General features: G+C 49.4%; 9 protein-coding genes. 4 read left to right on the top strand and 5 right to left on the bottom strand.

Going from position 1 to position 21,559, the window contains the following annotated elements; genetic code table 11:
• Positions 1 to 65: 65 nt before the first annotated feature.
• The 5 genes from EZV61_RS15715 to pykF form a co-directional block, all read right to left on the bottom strand.
• On the bottom strand, positions 66 to 1,445 hold the full coding sequence (locus EZV61_RS15715; protein ID WP_131416843.1) for an MATE family efflux transporter: 1,380 nt from the start codon (positions 1,443 to 1,445) through the stop codon (positions 66 to 68).
• Complete coding sequence (locus EZV61_RS15710) at positions 1,429 to 2,526, bottom strand: phosphotransferase enzyme family protein (RefSeq protein ID WP_165569638.1); 1,098 nt, start codon at positions 2,524 to 2,526, stop codon at positions 1,429 to 1,431. The genes EZV61_RS15715 and EZV61_RS15710 overlap by 17 nt, the downstream gene beginning before the upstream one ends.
• A gap of 247 nt (positions 2,527 to 2,773) precedes the next feature.
• Positions 2,774 to 4,891 carry a 5-histidylcysteine sulfoxide synthase gene (ovoA, locus tag EZV61_RS15705; RefSeq protein ID WP_420810813.1) on the bottom strand — a complete coding sequence of 706 codons (2,118 nt, stop codon included), beginning with the start codon at positions 4,889 to 4,891 and terminating at the stop codon, positions 2,774 to 2,776.
• Positions 4,892 to 4,916: 25 nt separating this feature from the next.
• Positions 4,917 to 6,113 (bottom strand): hypothetical protein, encoded by a 1,197-nt coding sequence (locus tag EZV61_RS15700; RefSeq protein ID WP_131416839.1) that lies wholly within the window; start codon positions 6,111 to 6,113, stop codon positions 4,917 to 4,919.
• A gap of 739 nt (positions 6,114 to 6,852) precedes the next feature.
• Positions 6,853 to 8,259, bottom strand: a complete 1,407-nt coding sequence (pykF, locus tag EZV61_RS15695) for a pyruvate kinase PykF (RefSeq protein ID WP_130565387.1) — start codon at positions 8,257 to 8,259, stop codon at positions 6,853 to 6,855.
• Between the two features lie 414 nt (positions 8,260 to 8,673).
• Between pykF and recC the strand changes: the two genes are divergently transcribed.
• From recC to EZV61_RS15675, 4 genes are all read left to right on the top strand, one after another.
• Positions 8,674 to 12,060, top strand: a complete 3,387-nt coding sequence (gene recC / locus EZV61_RS15690) for an exodeoxyribonuclease V subunit gamma (RefSeq protein ID WP_131416837.1) — start codon at positions 8,674 to 8,676, stop codon at positions 12,058 to 12,060.
• 2 nt (positions 12,061 to 12,062) lie between these two features.
• Positions 12,063 to 15,791 (top strand): exodeoxyribonuclease V subunit beta, encoded by a 3,729-nt coding sequence (gene recB, locus EZV61_RS15685; protein WP_131416835.1) that lies wholly within the window; start codon positions 12,063 to 12,065, stop codon positions 15,789 to 15,791.
• Positions 15,788 to 17,650, top strand: coding sequence for an exodeoxyribonuclease V subunit alpha (recD, locus tag EZV61_RS15680; protein WP_131416833.1), 1,863 nt, complete (start codon positions 15,788 to 15,790; stop codon positions 17,648 to 17,650). The genes recB and recD overlap by 4 nt, the downstream gene beginning before the upstream one ends.
• A 535-nt stretch (positions 17,651 to 18,185) precedes the next feature.
• Positions 18,186 to 21,431, top strand: coding sequence for an RICIN domain-containing protein (locus EZV61_RS15675; RefSeq protein WP_131416831.1), 3,246 nt, complete (start codon positions 18,186 to 18,188; stop codon positions 21,429 to 21,431).
• Positions 21,432 to 21,559 lie beyond the last annotated feature (128 nt).

The raw sequence follows: 21,559 nt of genomic DNA, 5'->3' as shown, positions 1-21,559 counted from the left end.
CACAAAATGTTTGATTGCGCTGTGGTAATGCTCTTTTCGTCTCCCTTTTCGGGGCTGTGATAGGTTTACGCCAATTTTACTAGCCAGCGTTGTTGATTCAATCGCCAGATAAATACCACGGCTTTCGCGATCTCTTCCAGTGATATACCGATAAAAGCCCCTATGAGCCCGTACTCAAAGGTGATCCCTAGTAACCAAGCACTGGGTGCTCCTACCAACAGAAAACACGCCAGCGTGATGTTCATGCTGCTGTAGGTGTCACCGCCCGATGTGAGAATGGCTGGTACTACGGAATTTATCGCTGTGGCATACAGAGATATAGCCAAAATATAGATGCAGATCCGCGCGTTTTCGGCCGTGTCTGGTGCTATTTCGTAGAGCTGAAGAAACAAATCTGCGCCGATTAAAATAGCTGCTACCGGGAGTGTGGTCACCAGCAAGACAAGTTGAATACTGTGCTTAGATGCGATTTTTGCCCGCTGAAATTTTCCTTTGCCCAATATCTGACCGATCAGTATTTGTGATGCGCTATTTAGCCCCTCCATCGGTAGCATCAGTAGCGCTTTTAATGTGCGGACGATTACGTATACGGCAAAGGCTTTGGCACCGATGGCGTTCATTACCAAGGTGTAGAATACTCTGGCGCTTTGCCAGAAAAAGCCGTCTACTGACATAGGTAGGCCAATATGAAACACTTTCCCTAGCGCTGCGAAACTTGGTCTGTGCAACGTACCATGCCAGGGGCGTTTCTTACTTGCGGCCAGCCATAGTATGACGATACTCGCACCTGAACCGGTGACGGCGGTGGATATTGCTGCACCGATATAACCCATCGGGGTAAATAGAGGCTCGCTAACCCCAGGAATAGCAGCGCCAAATATCAGTAACCAGTTGCCAATAATGTTGAGTAGGTTAAAAGCGATGCTGATTTTTACTGGGGTACGGGTGTCGCCGGTAGATTGAAAGGCGCAGGAAAGGATCGCACCGACAACCACAAACGGCATACTCCAGCCGATGATGCTTAAGTAATTGCCGGTAAGAGGAGCTACTGCTAAACCGTGCTGGGGGGCTTGCCACATCTCTAGTGTCAGTATACTGGCCAGCCATTCTCCAGCGTTGATAAACAGTATTGCTATAAGTAAGCCACAAACTACACCGACTAAGCATAAGCTTGATAGTAGCGAACCGAGCTTTCTGTTCTGGCCTGAGCCATGGTATTGAGCCAGCAATACGGCACCACCGCCTTCAATTGCAGCTAATAGGATGTGACAAAACAGGATCAACTGGATCGCGTTACCCAAGGCAGCGATGACTTGTTCACCTAATTGGCCAACCATCAGCGCATCGACAAACGACATGCTGGAAGCAAGCAGTGCTTGCACCATCAATGGCAAGGCCAAAGTAAAAAGCTGGCGGCTTTGTCGGGTCTTAATCGTGCGCAGCATCGGCTGTGGTTTTTAGTAGTGGCGCGATCGCTTGACGTAACTGGCTGTGGTGCCGCTCAACACCATCTAGCAGATAAGTTAGCCATTGCACGTGATCTGCGCACTCTTCATCAGAGTTATCTGGTTCAAAGAACTGCATATTATTAAGTAGCAGTAGCGCAGGCATCAATGGCAGAAAGGCTAACTCTTGATCACTGAGCTTGGCTGTTTGGCGGTAGAGTGTGATGCACTCTTTTACGGCTAGATTGATCAGTGCTTGAATCGCCTCGGCACCGGGCTGGAAATCTGGATCTTTGACCTTATCGCGCCATTTTTGCGGGATATAGAATGCGTCTATGATGCTGTTGATACACCACCAGATATCGAACAGTACAAGATCCCGGCGAATAAAATCGAAATCGCAGCAGCCCGTCATTTTTTCATTTTTGAAGAACAGATTAAAACAGTGAAAATCACCGTGGATCATCTGTACCTGACAATTGGGAAGTAACTTATTTTCTACTTCTGGCCTAATTTCACTTATCACACCTCGCAGACGTGGCAATAGTGCCAATGCCTCTTTTATTGAGGTTTTTGTTTTAGCTGAATTTAATTTCAGTTCCAGGCTGTCTAACCATGCCAGTTGGCGGTCAAATTGAAAGCTTTTAATTCGGTCGCTGTCTCGCTCAATAGGAAAAGTTGCTGCTGCGCGATGAAAGGACCCCAATCCGCGCATTGTTTCGCTGACATGCCAAGGCTGTAAGGTGTCATTCCAATGGGGGGTTGAACCTTCAAAGGCGCGGGTCATTAAGAACACAAAACCGTTATAGCAGACGGTGTTTTCGCCGCTCGCAGCAGGTACGACTTCGGGGCAGGGCATCTGGTTAGTTTGTAGATGCTGGGAAAAATCAATTTCTAAAGCAAGTCGTTCAGGGCTATTGTTTTTTAGACAATTTTTTAGGTAGAAACGCCCCTGTTCAGTATCGAAACTGAACATCTCATTGGCCATAGAACAGAAGCTAATTGTAATGTCACCGAGAGGCTCTAGTTTGTACTTCTCTAGGATGTAATGTAATCGGCCCTGAACCGGCTCGTATGGCATGAGCATTCCTGACTAAGCAGCTGAGATAACAAGATATTAGCTGCCAGTCTACCAGTGAAATTGTGGCTAGTTGAATTGGTTTTTGTGGGATTAGTCATTATCACAACGTTATGTCGCGATCGCCGACAACGAAACCGGAAAGCAGACTGCTCATTCCGTTAAGAACCTGAATATATGTCGAGCCCCCTCCAAGGAGAGAGGGCGCGAACGTGGGGATCAACTTTGTCGGTAATAACCTTGTCACTATCTACCTTTTACGCCAAATCGTCATTTCGGCTGTAGCGTAAATTGCCCGGCGCTTGTTTTGCGGCAGAACTAAAGGCAACGACTTCACCGATACGAGTTCAAATTTCGGGATCAGCAGCTCAGTGAGTCCATCTAGCGTGGTAAAGTTCTCGCCGTTGACCTTTATGCCACCAAGCCAATACTGTTTGTTGGTAAATGTTTCCTGCCAATCGTAGGTTGATGTGATCACCAGATACCCTTTGTCGTTCAAGCGTTCCCACATCTGTTCAAGAAAACGAGCGGGCTGATTAAGCCGGTCGATTAAGTTATTTGCTAGTACCAGATCGTAGCCGTTAAAGCGGGGCTTAAGGTTGCATGGATCGCCCTGAATAAAGTTGATTTTATGTTTATCTTGCTCATAGCCAAGGGTGTGCAGGTCAATGGTGTTAAACGCGACCAGCTCCCCTTCGGTTTGACTGGTGTAGCGTTTCTCTCCCTGTTCGAGCAGGGCGTAGCCTTGTTGAATATTGCGCGCGGTGAAGTCGATGGCGTCAACTTGGGCTGCATGTTTGGCGAGCTCGAAGCTGGCGCGCCCGACACCACAACCAATGTCTAACACCTTGGCTTCCGGTTTTGGCGTGATCTCCTCGAGAAGCAGTTTCACTGTGTTGACCTGAAAGTTAGGGACGCCCGCCGGTGGCTTGCCAAAATGCGCTTCGAGTTGGCAGGTGATCTCCGTATCGGTTTCATAGTTGTGCACGGGAGCCTGCACAGGCTCGGCTTGTTGCGCGCGAATATAGCGAAAACCGGCATGTTGAAAGAAGTGGCGGCGAAATGCGTAACGGGCATTTTTCAGCGCTTCATTGCCGGTGGATATCCAGCTTCCGCCTTTGAATAGGTTATGTTTCCCGTCAAAAGTGGGTGTGGAGAAGTCATCATATAGTGGATGCACTTCAAAGCCGGTGTAACCATCGATAGGGGATTCGGTCCATTGCCATACGTTGCCGATAATGTCGTAAAAACCTGCTGTTTCAAATTTGTCGACAGGGCAGCTGGAAGCGAAGTATTCCAGGTTAATATTGCCGGGCGCTTCTTGCCACGTGGGTAGATCTGTGGATATCAGCTCACGTAGGCAATACCACTCTGCCTCAGAGGGTAAGCGAATGGTTTCTCCGGTAGATTTTGCCTTCCAATTGCAAAAAGCTTTGGCTTCCAGATAGTTTACCTCTACCGGCCAATTCGCCGGCAGTGGGATCTCTTCGATTAAGTTGCGCTGGTAGTATTGGCCATTCTTTTTTAACCAGAAGCGGGGCATCTCGGCGCGGGAGAACCGCAGCCAAGCCTGTCCTTCTTCCGTCCAATAGTCAGGTGCTTGATAGCCCCCTGCGTTAATGAAATCGATAAACTCCCGATTGGAAACCAGATAGGTAGCGGCATCGAAAGCTTCGACTTCCGTGACTTGTTCCCCATACTCGTTGTCCCAGCCATAAGTAAGGTCTTCAAGTTTTTTGCCCTTAACTATGGTTTGTGTGCTCACCGCTTTTAGGTGATTGCTTGGCGCATCACCATGATAGGGGCAAGCTTGCCAGCGAGGATCTTGCTGCAAATATTCTAACGGCAACATGCGCATGATCACCGAAGAAGTTTCAAGGTGAATACGCTCATGCTCACAGCCCATCAGTATCACCCAAGCAAGTGAATCCTGTTGAATTGGCAGTGACAACGGCATCTGATCGATCAGGCTTTCAATCGTACTGGCGACTTTGCCACGATAGGCTCTAACTTCGTCAGCACTGGGCCATTCATAGTGACGACTGTCTAGGTCATCCCAACTCATCTCGTCGACGCCGATAGCGCATAAGCTTTCCAGCCGCGGATCGATACGATGATCTAGAAACTTACCCAGTATTAACTTGTTGACGAAAAAAACGGCGGTATGGCCAAAGTAGAAAATTAGCGGGTGGCGCAGTGGCTCAGGCCGCAGAAAGAAAGCTTTGTCTTGAGCAATCAGCTCGAATAGTGACTTGTAGGTTGACCAGGTATTCTGAAAGTAAGCCTTTAATTCGGCACGCTTTGCTTCGGGATCTTCGCCCGTTAACAGAGGCGTTTTCATCTGGCTTATACGGTTCTGCTGACTCATGTTTACTAACCTTGTTCGGTTTACTTTAAGATGCGAAGTGCTTGTTTGCTGGCTGGCTGGGTGATGCGCCTTTGGTATCTGCTGGTCGCTTTGACTCATAGAAATCGATGACGGCTTGCTTAAGCTCTGAGCCAATATCCTGCTCTTCTGAACAGCTCTTGTTGTTCGCTACTGTGTGGTCGCTTTGTGCCAGCCAAATTATCTGCTCTAGCCAATCATTTTGTTTGAATAGTGACAGCGCGCCTCCCGGGAATGTAGCGCTACCGTAAAGCGAATCAGGCAGATCCCGCGACGGATATATCTGCTGATTATCGCCGCTTCTGCCGATTGGCATGAGCGCCCCTTTTTGTCGTGAATGTAGGACATCAACGACGTTGGCCAGCGCGTAGACCACGTTTAAATGAGGATTAAAATATCGGCTGGCGGCACCGATACGATGCTCGATACGAGCGGTTTTACGCCAGTCTTGATGTGTCGTTAATGTATTCTGCTGTGCATCAACCAAGAGTGGCTCTACGCCCATTGGTTGGTTGTGTTTTCCCCACTGACGATAGAGTGCGATGCTGCCTTGATGGCCCCCAGATAAGTTATCCGGTGAGCTAAGTTCATCTGTCAGGCCGTAGACGGTTTTTAACTTCAGGCGCTCATAGGCTTCCTCTTCTGGCAAAAAGATGCAGCAGCAGTCGTAGCTAGTTTGTAGCATTCGATGCTGGATCTGTTCTGCCAGTGGGCCATCAGCCATTAAGTTATCGCCGTTGCTATCGAGTAAACTGAGGTTTAGCTGTACCGCGTTAGGAATATGGATATCACGGCTTTTGTCGGTAAAAATCGCCTTACTGCCGGTGGCAAGTGACCCTTTGTCGCCAGCCCAGATCACCGGACGGATGTAGACATCCTGTGCACCAAATTGTTTAAGTAGTGAGGGTAAAATCTGCATCGCTTTTTCAAGATTATTGGCTTCTGTCAGTGGCGATTGGCCTTCAAACAACGACACATACTCCCACTGATTCTGCCAATATTCAGGTTTCAGTTCGGCTTGCAGATTTAGTTTGGCCATCGCCTGATTAATCGCGCAGAAGTTGAGTTGTTTGTTGCCCATTTTGGCGCTGGGTTTGAAACCGCCCTCCAATTCAAAGTGGACGACAGGGGTAAAGCCATAGCTGCGCACCTTGGTGTCCAGCAGCGTCAAAGCTTTTCTTGCTAACCTGCTTATCCGTTCCAAATGGTTATTCCCTTGCTGAGCTTTTGCTGTGTTGGCTGTTATACGGTGCGAAACACCACTTCCGATCTCAAAGACCTGAGAAATAGCGGATTAATTTCGCTAAATATTCCTTGTAAACAAAAGTGTAGATGGCAATTGTTGCAGTTGCTTGAATCAAACAAGGTTATAACGGGCTGTGCAGAGAAGGGAGGTGGAGAGATAAATTTTACGTATCTGCCTTAGCCTGTTTTGCTTTTGGGAAAATGAGAAGAGGGGGCTCTGGGCTCTGGTTTTGTATCTAAATCATCATTTAGCAGCCGCCAGCGAGAAGAACCCTCACTCCCTTGGTGGGGGATAAAAAGAGGGAGCGAAGGCTGGCGATCTTTCGCCGGTGGCATGTTTTTCTCTTTGTCTCTTCTCTCTTGGGGGGAGGATTGAGGAGAGGGAGCAAAAGAGGGAGCGAAGGCTTGACGATGTTCCGCCGGTGGCATGCTTTTCTCTTTGTCTCTTCTCTCTTGGGGGGAGGATTGAGGAGAGGGAGCAAAATAGGGAGCGAAGGCTTGACGATGTGCCGCCGGTGGAGTGTTTTTCTCTTAGCCTCTTCTCCTTGGGGAGAAGATTGAGATGAGGGGTCTTTTGCTTTGAGCTGTCGGTTTGTAGAGCGTTGCAGGGTATTGGCGATTTTCGGTGCAAATCACAAGCAACAAAAAAGGCGCCAAAGGCGCCTTTTTCAAGTTTACAGCTAGCTAATGCAAAACGATTAGATAGTGTGAACAGAGATAGTGTTAGTGGTACCAACAAGGGCGCCCGCTACAACAACGATTGCGTCGCCAGCTTTTGCCAAACCGTACTGAACCGCTTTCTCTTTCGCGCGAGTGTAGATGCAGTCGCTGTTTTCGAAGTCTTCAACAACAGAAGCGCTAACGCCTTTAGTCAGGCACAGGTGCTGTGCAGTTTTTGCATTGCTAGTCATTGCCAGAATTTGTGCTTCTGGGAAGTACTTACGCACAGACTTAACTGATTTACCTTCGTTAGTGCAAACAACGATAGCTTTTGCGTCCAAGTTGCGTGCCGTTGCAACAGCTGACTTACACAGAGATTCGGTGATGCGCAGTGCACCCACTTCTTCTGGCAACTCACGTTGTACAGGAGGCATCGCGTTATCAGTGCGCTCACAGATTTGAGCCATGATAGCAACGGTTTCTGCTGGGTATTTACCTTTAGCAGATTCACCTGACAACATAACTGCGTCAGTGCCATCAAGAATGGCGTTGGCAACGTCACCCGCTTCTGCGCGAGTAGGACGTGGGTTCTTGATCATTGAATCAAGCATCTGTGTAGCAGTGATAACTGGCTTACGTGCAACAACACACTTATCGATCATCATCTTCTGCGCGAAGATCACCTCTTCAACGGCAATTTCAACACCCAGGTCGCCACGAGCAACCATGATGCCGTCAGAAGCTGCCAGAATACCGTCGAAGTTATCAACGCCTTCCTGGTTTTCGATTTTTGACAAGATCTTGATGTCGCTACCGCCGTTGGCATTCAGCAGGTCACGGATTTCAACAACGTCAGATTGACGACGGATGAAAGAAGCCGCAACGAAGTCAACACCTTGCTGACAACCCCAAACCAAGTCACCTTTGTCTTTTTCAGACAGGGCAGGCAGGTTAACGCTAACGCCCGGCAGGTTAACGCCTTTCTTGTTACCCAGCTCACCAGTGTTTTCAACACGGCAGATTACGTCGTTACCGCTGATTTCAGTGACAGTCAGTTGGATAAGGCCGTCGTCCAGCAATACGGTATTGCCAACACTCAGGTCTTTTGCGAAATCTTCGTAAGTCACAGCAACACGAGTGTTGTCGCCAGTGATGCTTTGGTCTGTAGTCAGAGTGAAAGTTTGACCCGCTTCCAGGATCACATCACCGTCAGCCAGGTTCATGGTACGGATTTCAGGACCTTTAGTGTCGAGAAGGACTGCGACTTTCTGACCCAGTTCGGCAGATACTTCGCGAACCGCATTGATACGTGCGCCGTGCTCATCGTAATCACCGTGGGAGAAGTTCAAACGCATTACGTTCATGCCTGCTTTAACAAGCTTGGTAAGCATCTCTTTAGATTCTGACGCTGGTCCAATAGTACAAACTATCTTGGTCTTTCTCATTTCAAAGCCTCTGTAGTCTTAGCAACTAAGGTTAGATTTAGGTATCTCAAAATTGCGCGATACCCTATCACTTTTTGTAAAAAATGCACTGATTTCCTGAGAGATATCTCACATTGCAGCTATTTACATGAGCGTGATCAAATATTGTTAACGTGGCAAGACAATAGTGTAGTCGTTTCCGTCGTAAATGCAGATCAGACGACTAGGTTGTTTGGTTGAATAGTGTTCAATCAGATAGCTGTCTGACTTTAGTGGGAATTTTCAATCTGCTGGAAAACACGACACGCGTCATAATAACGCTAATAGCATCCCTCATGTTGCTGGTTTAGCATGTAGCGTTGCGAGACTTATCGGTTTTTTTGTAAGAATTGAACTGAGCTTGTTTAGGCTGATATTTCTACCAAGGGGTAGTGAGTGCTGACCGTTTATCCTGCCAATCGATTAGAAGACCTGGCGCTGCTAGTGCAAGCTGTTTTGGCGCAGCGGCAAGGTGGTGTGCTGCAGCCCGATACAGTTTTGGTTGAAAGTAAGGGGATGCAGCATTGGCTTAACCTTGAACTGGCTAGTAGTCAGGGTATTTCGATGAATCTCGAATTCCCCATGCCCTCACGTTTCATTTGGGATTTGGCACGAAATCTGTTGGGGCAGGAGAGTGTTCCTAAGCAATCGAATTACCGCCGTGAGGTATTGGCCTGGCGTCTGGATCAATTGCTAGCGTCTACTGAGTTTTTGCAGCTTGCTGAAGCGGAGCAAGCCACCCACTACTGGTTGGGTGAGACTGGCCAGCCCGATCGCTTAAAGCGTTTTCAGTTGGCGACCAAGTTGGCTGATATCTTCGAGCAGTACATGATGTTCCGCCCAGATTGGTTAATGAAATGGCAGGCGGGGGAGTCAGCAATCGTTGATGCTCTGGTTGCTAGCCAAGGGCAACATACCGAGCGCTGGCAGCGCTGGTTATGGTGTGCGCTTGTGGCACAGGAGCCCAATCATCCGGTACATCTGCAACAGTTAGCGATAGAAGCGATACCCGCCAACGTCTCTAAGCTACCAAAGCAAGTGCTGATCTTTGCCATCAATACGTTAGCACCGCAGACCTTGGCATTTTTCGAAGCGTTAGCTGAACATACACAAGTGCACCTGTTTCACCTTAATCCCTGCGTCACCTTTTGGGGTGATCTGAAGAGCGATAAGCTGCTGGCAAAACAGCAGCGCGAGCAGCAGGTGCTGTCATGGACGGATGAGCAAAGTGATTTAGGCAACCCGTTGTTAGCCAATCTCGGCCAACAGGGTAAAGAGTTCTTCAATGCTTTGCAGGGAGTGAAAAGTTATGAGATCAGTGCGTTTGATGAACCAGCTAACAAAACAGAAAGAGAAATTACAGCTTCTGTATTGAACTGTGTGCAGCGCGATATCTTGCTGTTGCAGGATGCTCGTGCTGCCGAAGTACCTCCTCGTTTTGTCGATGACTCTGTGGTTATCAGTACAGCCCACAGTGCGCTGCGTGAGGTACAGACGCTACACGATTACCTGTTGCATCAATTTCAGAACAAGCCCGATCTTAAGCCGCAAGATGTGTTAGTGATGTGCCCAGCGATCGAGGATTACGCGCCCTATATCGATGCTGTGTTTCGACGCCCTTGGGACAAAGCGGATGGCAGCGCGAGTCCAAAACTGCCCTGTTCAATTGCTGATAGAACACTGCTTGATGCCGAACCATTGATTGCTGTGTTCTGTGAGTTGCTGCAGCTACCCGACAGTCGTTTTGAAGTCAGTAAGATCCTCGACTATTTGCGCTTACCAGCATTACAGGCAAAATTTGGCTTTAGCCATGATGAACTGACGTTAGTTGAATGGTGGCTAAAAGAGGCCGCGATCCATTGGGGGCGCGATCAAGAACATAAACGCACGATCACTCAGCAGGACGCAAGCAGCGAGACCTATACCTGGCAGTGGGGCCTCAGTCGTTTGTTATTGGGATTTGCCCAAGGCGATAGTTTCTATATCGATCGAAATTCAGCTGGCGGTGATGAAGGTCAGCGATGTCGACTGCTGTTACCCCATGTCGAAGGGCAGCAAGCGGTATTGCTTGGCCGCCTGATGCAGTTATTGGAGCGTTTACAGTGGCACACGGCGGAACTGCTGAAATCACGCACAGCAGAACAGTGGCAAGTGTATCTATTGGGGCTAAAAGAGAGCTTTTTTGCCCCCGACGCTAGTAATGAACAGGACGCCAGCGACCTTATTTCGCAGGTGATCAATAGTCTGGCGGAATACACGGCGCAAGCGGACTATGGCGATAAAATTGAGTTGGCAGTGATCCGCCACTACCTTAATCACCACTTTACCCAGCCGGATGGTGGTAACCATTTTCTGACCGGACAGATCACCTTCTGCTCTATGGTACCGATGCGGAGTATCCCGTTTAAGGTGATCGCGGTGCTGGGATTAAACGATGGCCAGTTTCCAAGACAAAGTACGCCTCTGAGTTTTGACCTGATGTCGCAGCAGCCCCGCCGCAGCGGAGATCGTTCGCGTCGTGGTGACGATAGATACCTGTTTCTGGAAGCGTTGATCTCCGCTCGTGAAACTCTCTATTTAAGTTATCAGGGGCGGAATATTCGTAACAATAGCGAACGCCAACCCAGTTTGATCCTAAAAGAGCTGATGGACTACCTAGAGCGAGGGTATGGTTGGCAGTTATTAGAGGCTGACGATGAGGCGCAAGGGCCTGCTGACCTGTTGCAGCAATCGTTGCACCCGTTTAGTCGAGACAGTTATCAGGGGCGTTTCCCCAGCTTTGATCCGGGATGGACACGACTGCAGCAACCGGGGGCGCTACGTGAAAATCAGTTACAACTGCCAGCGTTGGAGCTGCCAGTTGAACCGGTAGCGCTTTCTACCATTATTAAAGGCTTCGATAATCCGTTAAAGCAGTTCGCCGAACAGCGTCTGGCGTTGCGTTTTAATGAATTGGCGCTCGGCTTGGAAGATCCTGAACCTTTTGCCAGCGATTCGCTACAGGCCTATTTGATCCGGGAAGCGTTTGCCCAGCAGATGTTAGCAGGACAAAGCACCGAAGAGGTTAAGCTGCGGCATAGTTTAAGCGGTCACCTGCCTGAATCGCCGATCACCGATGCGCTGTTTGATGAATGGCAACAGCAAGCACAGCTCTACAGCGACAAATTGACGCAGTTTGGTGAGATCACCACCGAAGCGGTAAATATTGAGATCGACGGTATAACTTTGAGTGCGGACCTGTCGTGGCGTCAGCATGTTGATGATGCAAATTGCCCAGAGCTGTTGTTGGGACGGCCTGCCAGTCGCAAAGCCAAAGATGAGATAGGTTTGCGGCTACATCATCTTGTGGCGACGGTGGTAAGAGATCAGCCTTGCCAGAGCCGTGGTGTGTTTTTGCATACGCCAAATCGCGGTAGAAGCTGGAGTGCGCGGCAAGCAGTGTTCGCCGCGACGCTATCGCCGCAAGAGGCTAGAGCCGAGCTTTCTAACTGGCTAAGTTATTGGCAGCAGTCGTTAACAACGCCGAGTTTGTTACACGGCGGTTTGGGGAAAACCCTGTTTGGTAAAGCCAGCGCTGAACAGCCGCTTCCTGATGTTGAAGATCTGACCGTACAACAGTTATGGCGTAAAACCATTGCTGGTGATGACAACGTCCGTGGTCTTATGGCCGACGACTATTTTCAGTGGTTTTATCCGTTAGTCCCCCCTCTAGATGAGCGTGTAGTACGATCACTTGCCGATCTATATCTGCCGCTGTATCAGCAGTTGCAGGAGGTTAAGTAAGCATGAAGATGCTCAATGCCGCTACTTTACCCCTGCAGGGACGTCATCTCATTGAAGCGAGTGCCGGGACAGGAAAAACCTACAATATTACCCGGTTGTATCTGCGTTTGTTGCTGGAAAAGCAACTGACAGTACAGCAGATCCTAGTGATGACCTTTACCAAAGCGGCCACGGAAGAGCTCCGTGGCCGTATCGACAAAGAGTTACGTAGCGCGGTTGAAAATTGGGGCGAGTTGGGAGTCAGCGATCCTTTCTTCGCTCATATGGAATCACTGTTTAGCCGCGAGCAAGCTCAGCAAATACTTAAGCCTGCGCTGCTGGAACTCGATGAAGCAGCAATCTTCACTATTCATAGCTTTTGCCGTCGGGCACTGCAGCAACAGGCATTTAGCAGTGGTATTCCTCTTGAAGTGGCGATGGAAGCAGATACCAGCGAACTGCTGATGGAAGCGGTGCGCGATTGGATCCGTTGTATTAATCATGATGCGGCGCGTTTTGGCTTGCTCGCTGCGGAAGGCTGGCATACACCAGAAGCTTTTTACGACAAATTTCGTTCCGCTTTGCATTCCACGAGTGAGGTGATCGCGCCTGTGGCAGAAGCGATGCAGCAAGCGTTTGCAGACGATATCGGTCCGCACTTTAATACGCTGTTTTTTGCCAGGAAACAGCAAGTGTTAGCTGAGTTGTTGCCCCATAAAACAACCGTGTTTGAATTGCTGGTATTGCCCCATAAACAGGCGGCCGAACGTGAAGCTGAGTGGGAAGAGCTGATCGCTTGGTTGGCGTGCGATGATGATACGCCGTGTCCGAAGGCGGCCGGTGACTTTATTAATGGTAATCGCTATCGCAAAGAGGAACTCAAATCGGTCTTGGTACCGATTTTCGCGGCGTTTAAAGAGCTGCGAGGTGATTTTGATAAACAGCGGAAAAGCTATCAGGGAGCGTTCGAGAAGCAGTTAGGCAAAGTGCCTGCTTATCAGCTGGTAGTCGAAGGGATCCGGTCTGTTCGTCAACGCTTTGCTGACGCCAAGAAAACGCAGGCATTGATGGATTTTGACGATCTGATCAGCCAGCTCAGTGTGCAGATCCAATCGGAACATGGCCAGCCCCTAATTGACGCGCTGCGCCAGCAATACCCGGTGGCGCTGGTCGATGAATTTCAGGACACAGATCCGCTGCAGTATGCGATTTTCGATCATCTTTATCCAAAAGGCGTTGAACAACATACGCTGCTAATGATTGGTGATCCGAAACAGGCGATTTATGCCTTCCGAGGCGGTGATATCTTCACCTATCTGCAGGCGCGCCAGGGGGCGGACTATCAATGGGTGATGGATACCAACTGGCGCTCGGTGCCGGAGGTGGTCACCGGCTATAACCGTTTGTTTTGGGGGCAGCCGCTGAGCCAGGAAATGCCGGAGGATCTGTTTGGCTACGACATTGGCTATGAGCGGGTGAATCATACCGTCAAAGCCAAAGCGAATAGTACGCCGCTGGTCGATCCTATCGCAGACCGACACGCACTGAATTACCTTTGGCTACCCGAGTCGGCGCTGGCAACGGTGAGCGATGAAGAAGACGAGAAGGGCGTTGATCGCGAGTCTAGCTCGCATAAAGTCAGCGCAGCAGATCTTCAACAAGCGATGGCAGAGCACTGCGTTAGCGAGATTGTCCGCTTACTTCAGCAGGCGCGACTGGGTAACGAGCCGGTCAAAGAGCAGGCGATCGCTGTTTTGGTGCGTCGGGGTGCGGAAGCCGCGCTTATGCGTCAAGCGCTCGCTGACGCGGGCTATCCTTCGGTCTATCTTAGCGATAAGGAGGATATCTACAGTTCAACGGAAGCGCGTGAGCTATTGCGTGTGTTAGAAGGGCTGTTGGAGTGTGAAAACGATGCCTTGCTGACAGCGGCGCTTTCTACTTATTTGATGGGCGGTACTGCCGAACAATTAGCGAAGTATCGCGATCCTGATCATGAACTGTTGTGGGAACAGCAGCGGCAACGGGCGTTGCTACTTCGGCAATTGTGGCTGGAGCGAGGCTGTATGGCGATGCTGATGCAGCTTATTCACCATGATTATCAACCCGCACCGGATAATCATGAGCGGTCGTTGACCAACATGCTGCACCTGGCGGAGCTGCTGCAGCAAGCTTCTCGCCGTCATAAACACCCACAGCAGCTATTGAAGTGGTTTAAAGAGCAGTGTCAGCACCAGTCAGCAAGCGAAGAGTCGCAGCTGAGGTTGGAGAGCGACGCCAACCTGATCCGCATTGTCACCATGCATGGATCGAAAGGGTTGGAATACCCTATCGTGTTTATTCCGTTTGCCAGTCATTATAAAGATCCTGCGCGTTTTGGTCAGACTCTGTATGACTATTTTGAATATCACGATGTCGAAACCCAGGCGCAAGTGCGTCTGGTGGGGCAAACCGACGAGGCCATTCGCCAAACCACTGCGGAAGGCGAAGCTGAGTCAATCCGTTTACTTTATGTGGCCGTCACCCGTGCTGCCCATCGTTGTTATCTTGGTGTCGTGCCATTTAAAAACAGTGCCCGGTCACCCTTGGGTTTGGCGCTGAAGATTAAGGATAACGACGAATGGCCAGACAAACTGAACGAGTTAAGTCAAAGCAGTGATGGTTCCAGTCAGCTAATCATTTTGGATTGCCCAGACAATAGCGTTGAGCTGGATCTGGCTGTGCAGCCATCGCCGTTACCTGATTTGCCTGCGATCACTTTTTCCGCCAATGTTGATGATAATTGGTCCTTGAGTTCGTTTTCTGCCTTGGTGCGCAATGCCGCTCATGTCAGGCAAGAGAGTAAAGAGCGTGCCGACAATGATGACGTGGTGTTAGCAGAGCCAACACCTGCCTTACCAAGAGAGCTGCCACTGCGCTTTACTCTGCGTAAAGGTGCGGATGCTGGTAATTTGCTCCACGATATTTTGGAACACACTGACTTTTCTCAGCCTCATTGGGAATGGTCGATGGAAGCGCCGATCCAACGGTTTGGCCGTTTAGATGATAACCAGCATGAAGCTTTGCGAGATTGGCTGATTGAATGCCTGCACGCTGAGCTTCCCTCGTTGGTTAATCAAGAGTCATTTACTTTAGCTGATTTGAGCTGGCCACAAACCCTGCGTGAGTCCGAGTTCTATTTCCCCATGGCGAAGGTATCACTATCTCAGATCGCGCGATGTTTACAACAACATCGCGGTTGGAGCGCGCCAATTACCCTGCCGGGGCGGGAGGTGCTGGCGGGTATGATGCATGGATTTATTGACCTGATCTTTGAGTATCAAGGGCGCTACTATGTCGCTGATTACAAATCGACGCATTTAGGAGAGTCTCTGGCGGATTACTGTAGCGACGCACTGATGCAGAATAACCAGGCCCATTTCTATGACCTGCAGTACCTCATCTACAGCGTGGCATTACATCGCTATTTGCAGGTGCGATTACCTGATTATGAGCCAGCAAGCCATATTGGCGGTGTGTACTACCTGTACCTAAGAGGAATGAGTCCTGATGCGCCGACGGGCATGCCGTTTGCTGGTGTGTTTAGTTGTCGAGTGGATACGTCGTTGCTGTTACAACTAGACGCCGTGTTTGCTGACCAAGAACTGGCGGCAGCGAATGAAGCAACGGCTAAGCCAGTGGCATCACCGAGCGCCGAGGCAATGCCGCAACAAGGTGAGTTGTTCTCTTTTGATGATGAAGGAGGGCAAGCATGAGTTACCGCAACAGTGAACAGTGCCAACAGCAATTGGCTGATATCGAGGCGATCGATTACTTTTTCGCTCAGCAAATGAGTTTAGAGCTTGCGCCGCAACGGCCGGAGTTGCTATTTCATCTGTTACTGGCGTTGCAGTGGGCGCTGCGCCAAGGTCACAGCTGCTTGCCGTTATCTCAGGTGGCCAACAAGTTGTTTTGGGATGACAGAGAAGCGGATAAAAAAGGCTATCTGTTTCCATCGCAAGATCGACTGGCTGATTGTTTGGCTACGATATCGTGTGCGCCGGATGCTAACAAAGGCGTGGTCTATGATGCTGAGACCGGTCTGCTCTATATTCGTCGTTATTGGCTATTTGAAGGGGAAGTGGCGGCAGCGCTGCAGAGTAAGTTGCAATTGTCGCCTTTATCTGGCCAGCAACAAGCCCGGCTGACAGGGTTATTACCGCAGCTGTTTCCGGTGGCATCAGCTGCATCGTTGGCGGAGCCAGATTGGCAACAGGTTGCGGTGGCCAATGCCATGGGGCGCAAACTGAGTATCATTTCTGGCGGCCCCGGTACAGGTAAAACCTATACCGTGACGCGCTTATTGGCGGCACTACAAGCGGCTCATGAATGTCAGTTACAGATCCAGATGGCCGCGCCTACCGGCAAGGCCGCCCAACGGTTAAAAGAATCTATCGCAGATGCTAAATGCGACATGCTTAAACAAGGCATCGATGCGGCTATTGTTGAAGCTATCCCTGAACAAGCTGCCACACTACATCGTTTATTAGGCTACCGCCCGCAGAGCCTAGATTTAAAATTCAATCGCGAACAGCCGCTGCGCTGTGATCTGCTGCTCATCGATGAAGTGTCGATGATTGATCTGCCGATGATGGCGCGGGTGCTGCGTGCCTTACCCGACGACGCTACTCTTGTATTACTCGGTGATGCTGAACAGTTGCCTTCGGTGGAGGTGGGACGGGTAATGGCCGATCTTACTTGTGCCGAGCACCCCGGCTATTCTCCGCAGGCTGCGGCACAGATAAATGAGCTGTGTGGTCAGCAGGTGCCCACGGCGATTAATGCTAACTATGATCACCTGACTTTGCTGACCCAAAGTCGCCGTTTTGGTGGCGAGATCGGTGTATTTGCCAAAGAGGTGATCGAAGCAGACATTGACGCGACAACGAAGCGGTTAATGGATCGCTGTGTCCAGCAAATAAGCTTTCAACATAATGATGCCAACCAGCTTAGTTACATCAACGCAGCCATGGTCGAAGAGTGGTTACCGCTGGCCAGCGCTCACTATTTCTTAGATATCGCGCGCGCGTCAACGCTGGATGAAGCATTTGCCGCGTTAGCCAGATTTCGCGTTCTGGTACCAACACGAGTCGGTGATCGTGGTGTCGAGCAATTGAACGTGCGCATTGAGCAGTGGCTGGCGCAGCGCAACGGACGTATTAAGCCCGAGCAGCACTATGCTGGGCGCCCTGTGATGGTGACCCAGAACAGCTATAGCACCGGTCTGTTCAATGGTGATGTCGGCCTGATCTGGCCGATGGAAGATGGCCGCTTAGCTGCGTGGTTTGAGCAGGAAGGTCTGGGGTATAAACGGATCAGCCTAGCGCGCTTGCCGCAAGTCGAAACTGTGTATGCGATGACGATCCACAAGACCCAAGGCTCAGAGTTTGCTCATGTGGCTCTATTGCTACCCGAGCAGGAGAGTCCGCTACTCACACCTGAACTGCTCTATACCGGTCTGACCCGCGCTAAGCAGCACCTCTATGTGGCTGGCGGCCAACATATCTGGCGCGCCGCGCTGGCACAAAAAAGTGAACGTTATTCCGGGCTGGCGGAGCGGATGCAGGATAGATAGCGTTATTTCGGTATTTGCCTCCGCAAGTGGCGGCAATAATGAATTGGTCGCTATCAGTACACCTACCGCAGATGTGTGGCATGTTGGTATACGTGCTTATAGAGCCTATTGCGGTGTCACCCTGAAAGTGCGTTATTAGGCTAACTTCGCTTTAAGTTTTGCTAAAGGCCGCGTAAATCGCGGCTTTTTTTTTAGAAGCAGAGGGTCGACGCATGTGTCAGGCACACGCTCTTATCTATCTCGATTTATGGCGGATGACCTTCTTTGCAGACGCATTGTTAATGGTGCGTGTTGATGTTTAACGGGTGAGGCGTTCGCGTATCTGATTATTTACATCCAAATTCGTTGTTCAATTGCCTCCGCTTCTAAATATTGCTACCTTTCCTTGGGTTTGTAACTTATTGTTTTTAAAGGTTAAAGCTAATTAAGGTGAACGTGTAATAGGATCGCTTAATGGTGACTTTTTGGCGTTTGCTGACTCGTCAAACAGGCTTTAAACAATAAACATATATTCTGATTGAAGGTTGAAAGGAAGATGGAACTGAAGCAGTGGTTTCGAGGGATGGTGCTTGTGGCGACCTCTCTGATGAGCATCGCGATACATGCGGAAGATAAAGTAACAATCGATCTCAACACCCAAAAATTTGTGGGTGGCGTGTCTGAGCTTGATCGAAGTAAATACTTCAACATTCATATGACGGCGTTAGAAAACCAGGTAACTCAAGAGGAGTTGGATTATCTGGTTAATGATCTCAATGTCGGCTTTGGACGCCAATTTTGGAGTCCGTTTTCCGCCCACAAAGGTCATGGCTCATACCCTGATCAGGCCACCGCAAAAAGCAATGGTGAGCGAAATGTTCAGTCGACGAAGAAGCACCCTAATTACGCCTTTTTGTCCACTCGAAATATCGTTACCGATCATCCGAAAGCGGCTTATACGGCAGGACAAGATCCAGTAAAGGCGGCGGCTTGGGCTGCAAACTATTTTAAGTACTATTTTGATGATACATCGCGTCCACTATTCTACGAGCCGATCAATGAGCCGTTTGTCCATGCCGGAGAATTCGGCATCAGTGATGATAAAGCGCGGGCTGAAATGACTCAGTTGTTTAAAGAGATCGGAAGGAAGTTCGATCAGGATAATATTAATACGCAGGTGATTGGCTACTCCAGTGCTTGGCCTTCGATGGAGTTATGGGACTTTGGCCACTTTAATGGTCGCATGAAGCAATTCATGGACGAGGCGGGTCCCTATATTGATTCGTTTTCGGTTCACCCTTATGACGGGGTGAATGTGACAGGGGCTAACAATCAGCGTTCAGGTAGCAATCTGGAAGCGATTCTTGATTTGTTGGAAACCTATAGCCATTACAAATGGGATCGTGTTAAGCCGGTAACCATCAGTGAATATGGTGGCATCGAGAAAGGCTACGGCGACGGGTATAGCGATATAAAAAGTGTTCAGTCGATCCGTTCCATCAATAACATGTTGTTCCAACTTTTAGATCGACAGGATCGCCTGTTGACCTCTATTCCATTTATTACCGGTAAAGCGGCCTGGCACTACAATGCTGGGAATAACTGGGCACCCTATGGTGCGGTTGTTTTACGTCCTGATCCAAGCAGTATCAGTAATGGCAAACCACAACGTTTCTTCTGGACTCCCCGGATCCATTTCTATCAGTTATGGGCAAATGTGACTGGCCACCGTGTTAAAGCGTTGTCTTCAAATGAAGATGTGCAGGTGCAAGCGTTTGTTGATGGCAATAAGGCGTATGTTGCGTTGAACAGCCTTGCTGAAACTGAACAAAGTGTGTCACTAGCCTTCGTTAATGAGATGGGGCAGGTAACTAATGTGCGTCAAAAGCAGCTTAAAATTTACGCCAATTCTAAGCCTGTCTATCGCGATGAAAACAATGTGATGGCGCCTTCTAGCTTAACTTTGATCCCCGGTGAAACCGTGGTTATTGAATACACTTTTGCTGAAGCAATTCAGTTTACTGAGTCTCTTGATGTGGCGACTTATTACTCAGATGATCACCTACAATCTATTATCGCCAATAAGGCGCTCACTTTCCGTTTTCGTGACGTTAAAGTGGCCACTGGCCATTCATTATTGAAACTCAGCCTGGGTCGTTCTCATCAGCGTTCGAAAAAACCGACAGTGATGATAAATGGCAGTAAGGTATCAGTACCGTCAAACTGGAAAGGAGGCGACCAATCATCTCGAGGTGAGTTCTTCGGTGCCATTCATATCCCTGTTGATAATCAACTGCTGTCTAAGAACCCAGTGGTGACTGTGACGTTCCCTGATAATGGCGGCCGAGTCAGCTCTGTGGTTTTGGAAGTTCATAGTGGGGCTGAGACCTCGGGCAAAGAAGATACGATTCGATTTGCTGACCAAATAAGTGAATTAGCACCTGCGGATAGCTATACCGTGAATGTGGAATACTCTGCTTCAATTGGCCGAGATTTGGTACTTGAGTTGTGGCATCAAGATCAGTACATCACGTCTTCACGTAAGTCAGTATCCGCCGGCAGTGATGTGACGGCATTGACCGTCTCCCTACCACAACCGACTGTCAGTGGAGCGACAGGCTACCTTTTTAAAGCGAGCATTCGTCCGGTGGGGGCCGATTGGCAATCTAACATCGACAATGTCCAAATTAACGGGATAAGAATTGAAGCCGCGAATGCGCCAAGTGAGGACTTGTTTGAGTTTGCTGAACTCATCACTGAGTTAGAAAGCGGGACTCGCTATCGCTTTGCTGTGCGTTATTCCGCTACGCAAGCGCGGGATTTGGTTGTTGAAGTTTGGGATGGCAGCAACTGGCTAGCAGCAGGAAAAACGGCTGTTAATGCGGGGGCAGGCACAACAGATGTGTTTGTTGATTTAAATGAGGCACCTTTGGCGGGCGCTAACGATTATCAACTGAAAGGGGCTATTCGTCCCACCAATACCACATGGCGCGAGAATATCGATACAGATCAGTTGAACGATATCAGCATCATTTCGCCACTGCCCAAGGTTGATGGCATCAGCTTTGCAGCCATCGAACGACAGCAAGATGTAGGCTCTCGCTTCAGCTTTAAGGTGGCTTATGCCGCCACAGAACAGCGAGATGTTGTGGTCGAGTTTTGGTCTGCTGATACCTGGCTCGGTGAAGCTACTGAAACGGTTCCTGCCGGTGAAAGTACAGTAACGCTAACGGTAGATCTAGGTTATGACGCTGAAGCTGGCGAAGGCTACATCGCTAAAAGCAGTATTCGTCCAGTTGGCTCATCATGGACGGAAAACCTCGCCACAGACCAGATAAATGACATTACATTGCAAAGTGCTGCGCTTCAGCCGTCGACAGGCTGGGTCAATCTGCAGTTACGTCATAGTCAGCGCTGTATGGATGTCGCTAACGGCAATACAAATAACGGTTCGATTTACCATCAGTGGTCCTGCAATACCAACAATGCTAATCAACGTTTCCGTTTTGAAGAACAGGGTAGTGGCTGGTATAGCATTCGTTCACAGGTCAGTGACAAGTGTTTAGATCTTGCGTATGGCAGTAAAAATAATGGTGCAAAATTGCAGCAGTACAGCTGCCAGGGCAGTAATCAAAATCAGCATTGGCGGATAGTTGACCTCGGCGATGGTTGGTTTGAATTACGGTCAAGAAAGAGTGATAAGTGTGCCGACATCAAAGGTGTGTCGGAAGCCAACGGTGCAAACATGCATCAATGGCAATGTATTAACGGGCTTAATCAACAGTTCCGATTCATGAACTAAATAGCGCGTTATCCAGTGGCATTAGCTCAGTTTAGGCTGAGCTAATGCCGCCGTTATAGCATCGAGCGACGTCCTGCTTTACTCTCACTGCATTACTCTAGTTTCATAACTCTGGCTTCATTACCCAG

It is taken from the genome of Corallincola luteus, assembly GCF_004336975.1.
Lineage (GTDB): Bacteria > Pseudomonadota > Gammaproteobacteria > Enterobacterales > Neiellaceae > Corallincola > Corallincola holothuriorum.
The sequence above is the reverse complement of the archived record's forward strand: the minus strand, read 5'-3'. Positions and strand labels throughout refer to the sequence as shown.

What these genes read in the sequence shown, in the direction of transcription:
- EZV61_RS15715 (WP_131416843.1), bottom strand. Translation starts at nt 1,445, where the DNA reads ATGCTGCGCACGATTAAGACCCGACAAAGCCGCCAGCTTTTTACTTTG.
- EZV61_RS15710 (WP_165569638.1), bottom strand. Translation starts at nt 2,526, where the DNA reads ATGCCATACGAGCCGGTTCAGGGCCGATTACATTACATCCTAGAGAAG.
- ovoA (WP_420810813.1), bottom strand. Translation starts at nt 4,891, where the DNA reads ATGAGTCAGCAGAACCGTATAAGCCAGATGAAAACGCCTCTGTTAACG.
- pykF (WP_130565387.1), bottom strand. Translation starts at nt 8,259, where the DNA reads ATGAGAAAGACCAAGATAGTTTGTACTATTGGACCAGCGTCAGAATCT.
- recB (WP_131416835.1), top strand. Translation starts at nt 12,063, where the DNA reads ATGAAGATGCTCAATGCCGCTACTTTACCCCTGCAGGGACGTCATCTC.
- recD (WP_131416833.1), top strand. Translation starts at nt 15,788, where the DNA reads ATGAGTTACCGCAACAGTGAACAGTGCCAACAGCAATTGGCTGATATC.
- EZV61_RS15675 (WP_131416831.1), top strand. Translation starts at nt 18,186, where the DNA reads ATGGAACTGAAGCAGTGGTTTCGAGGGATGGTGCTTGTGGCGACCTCT.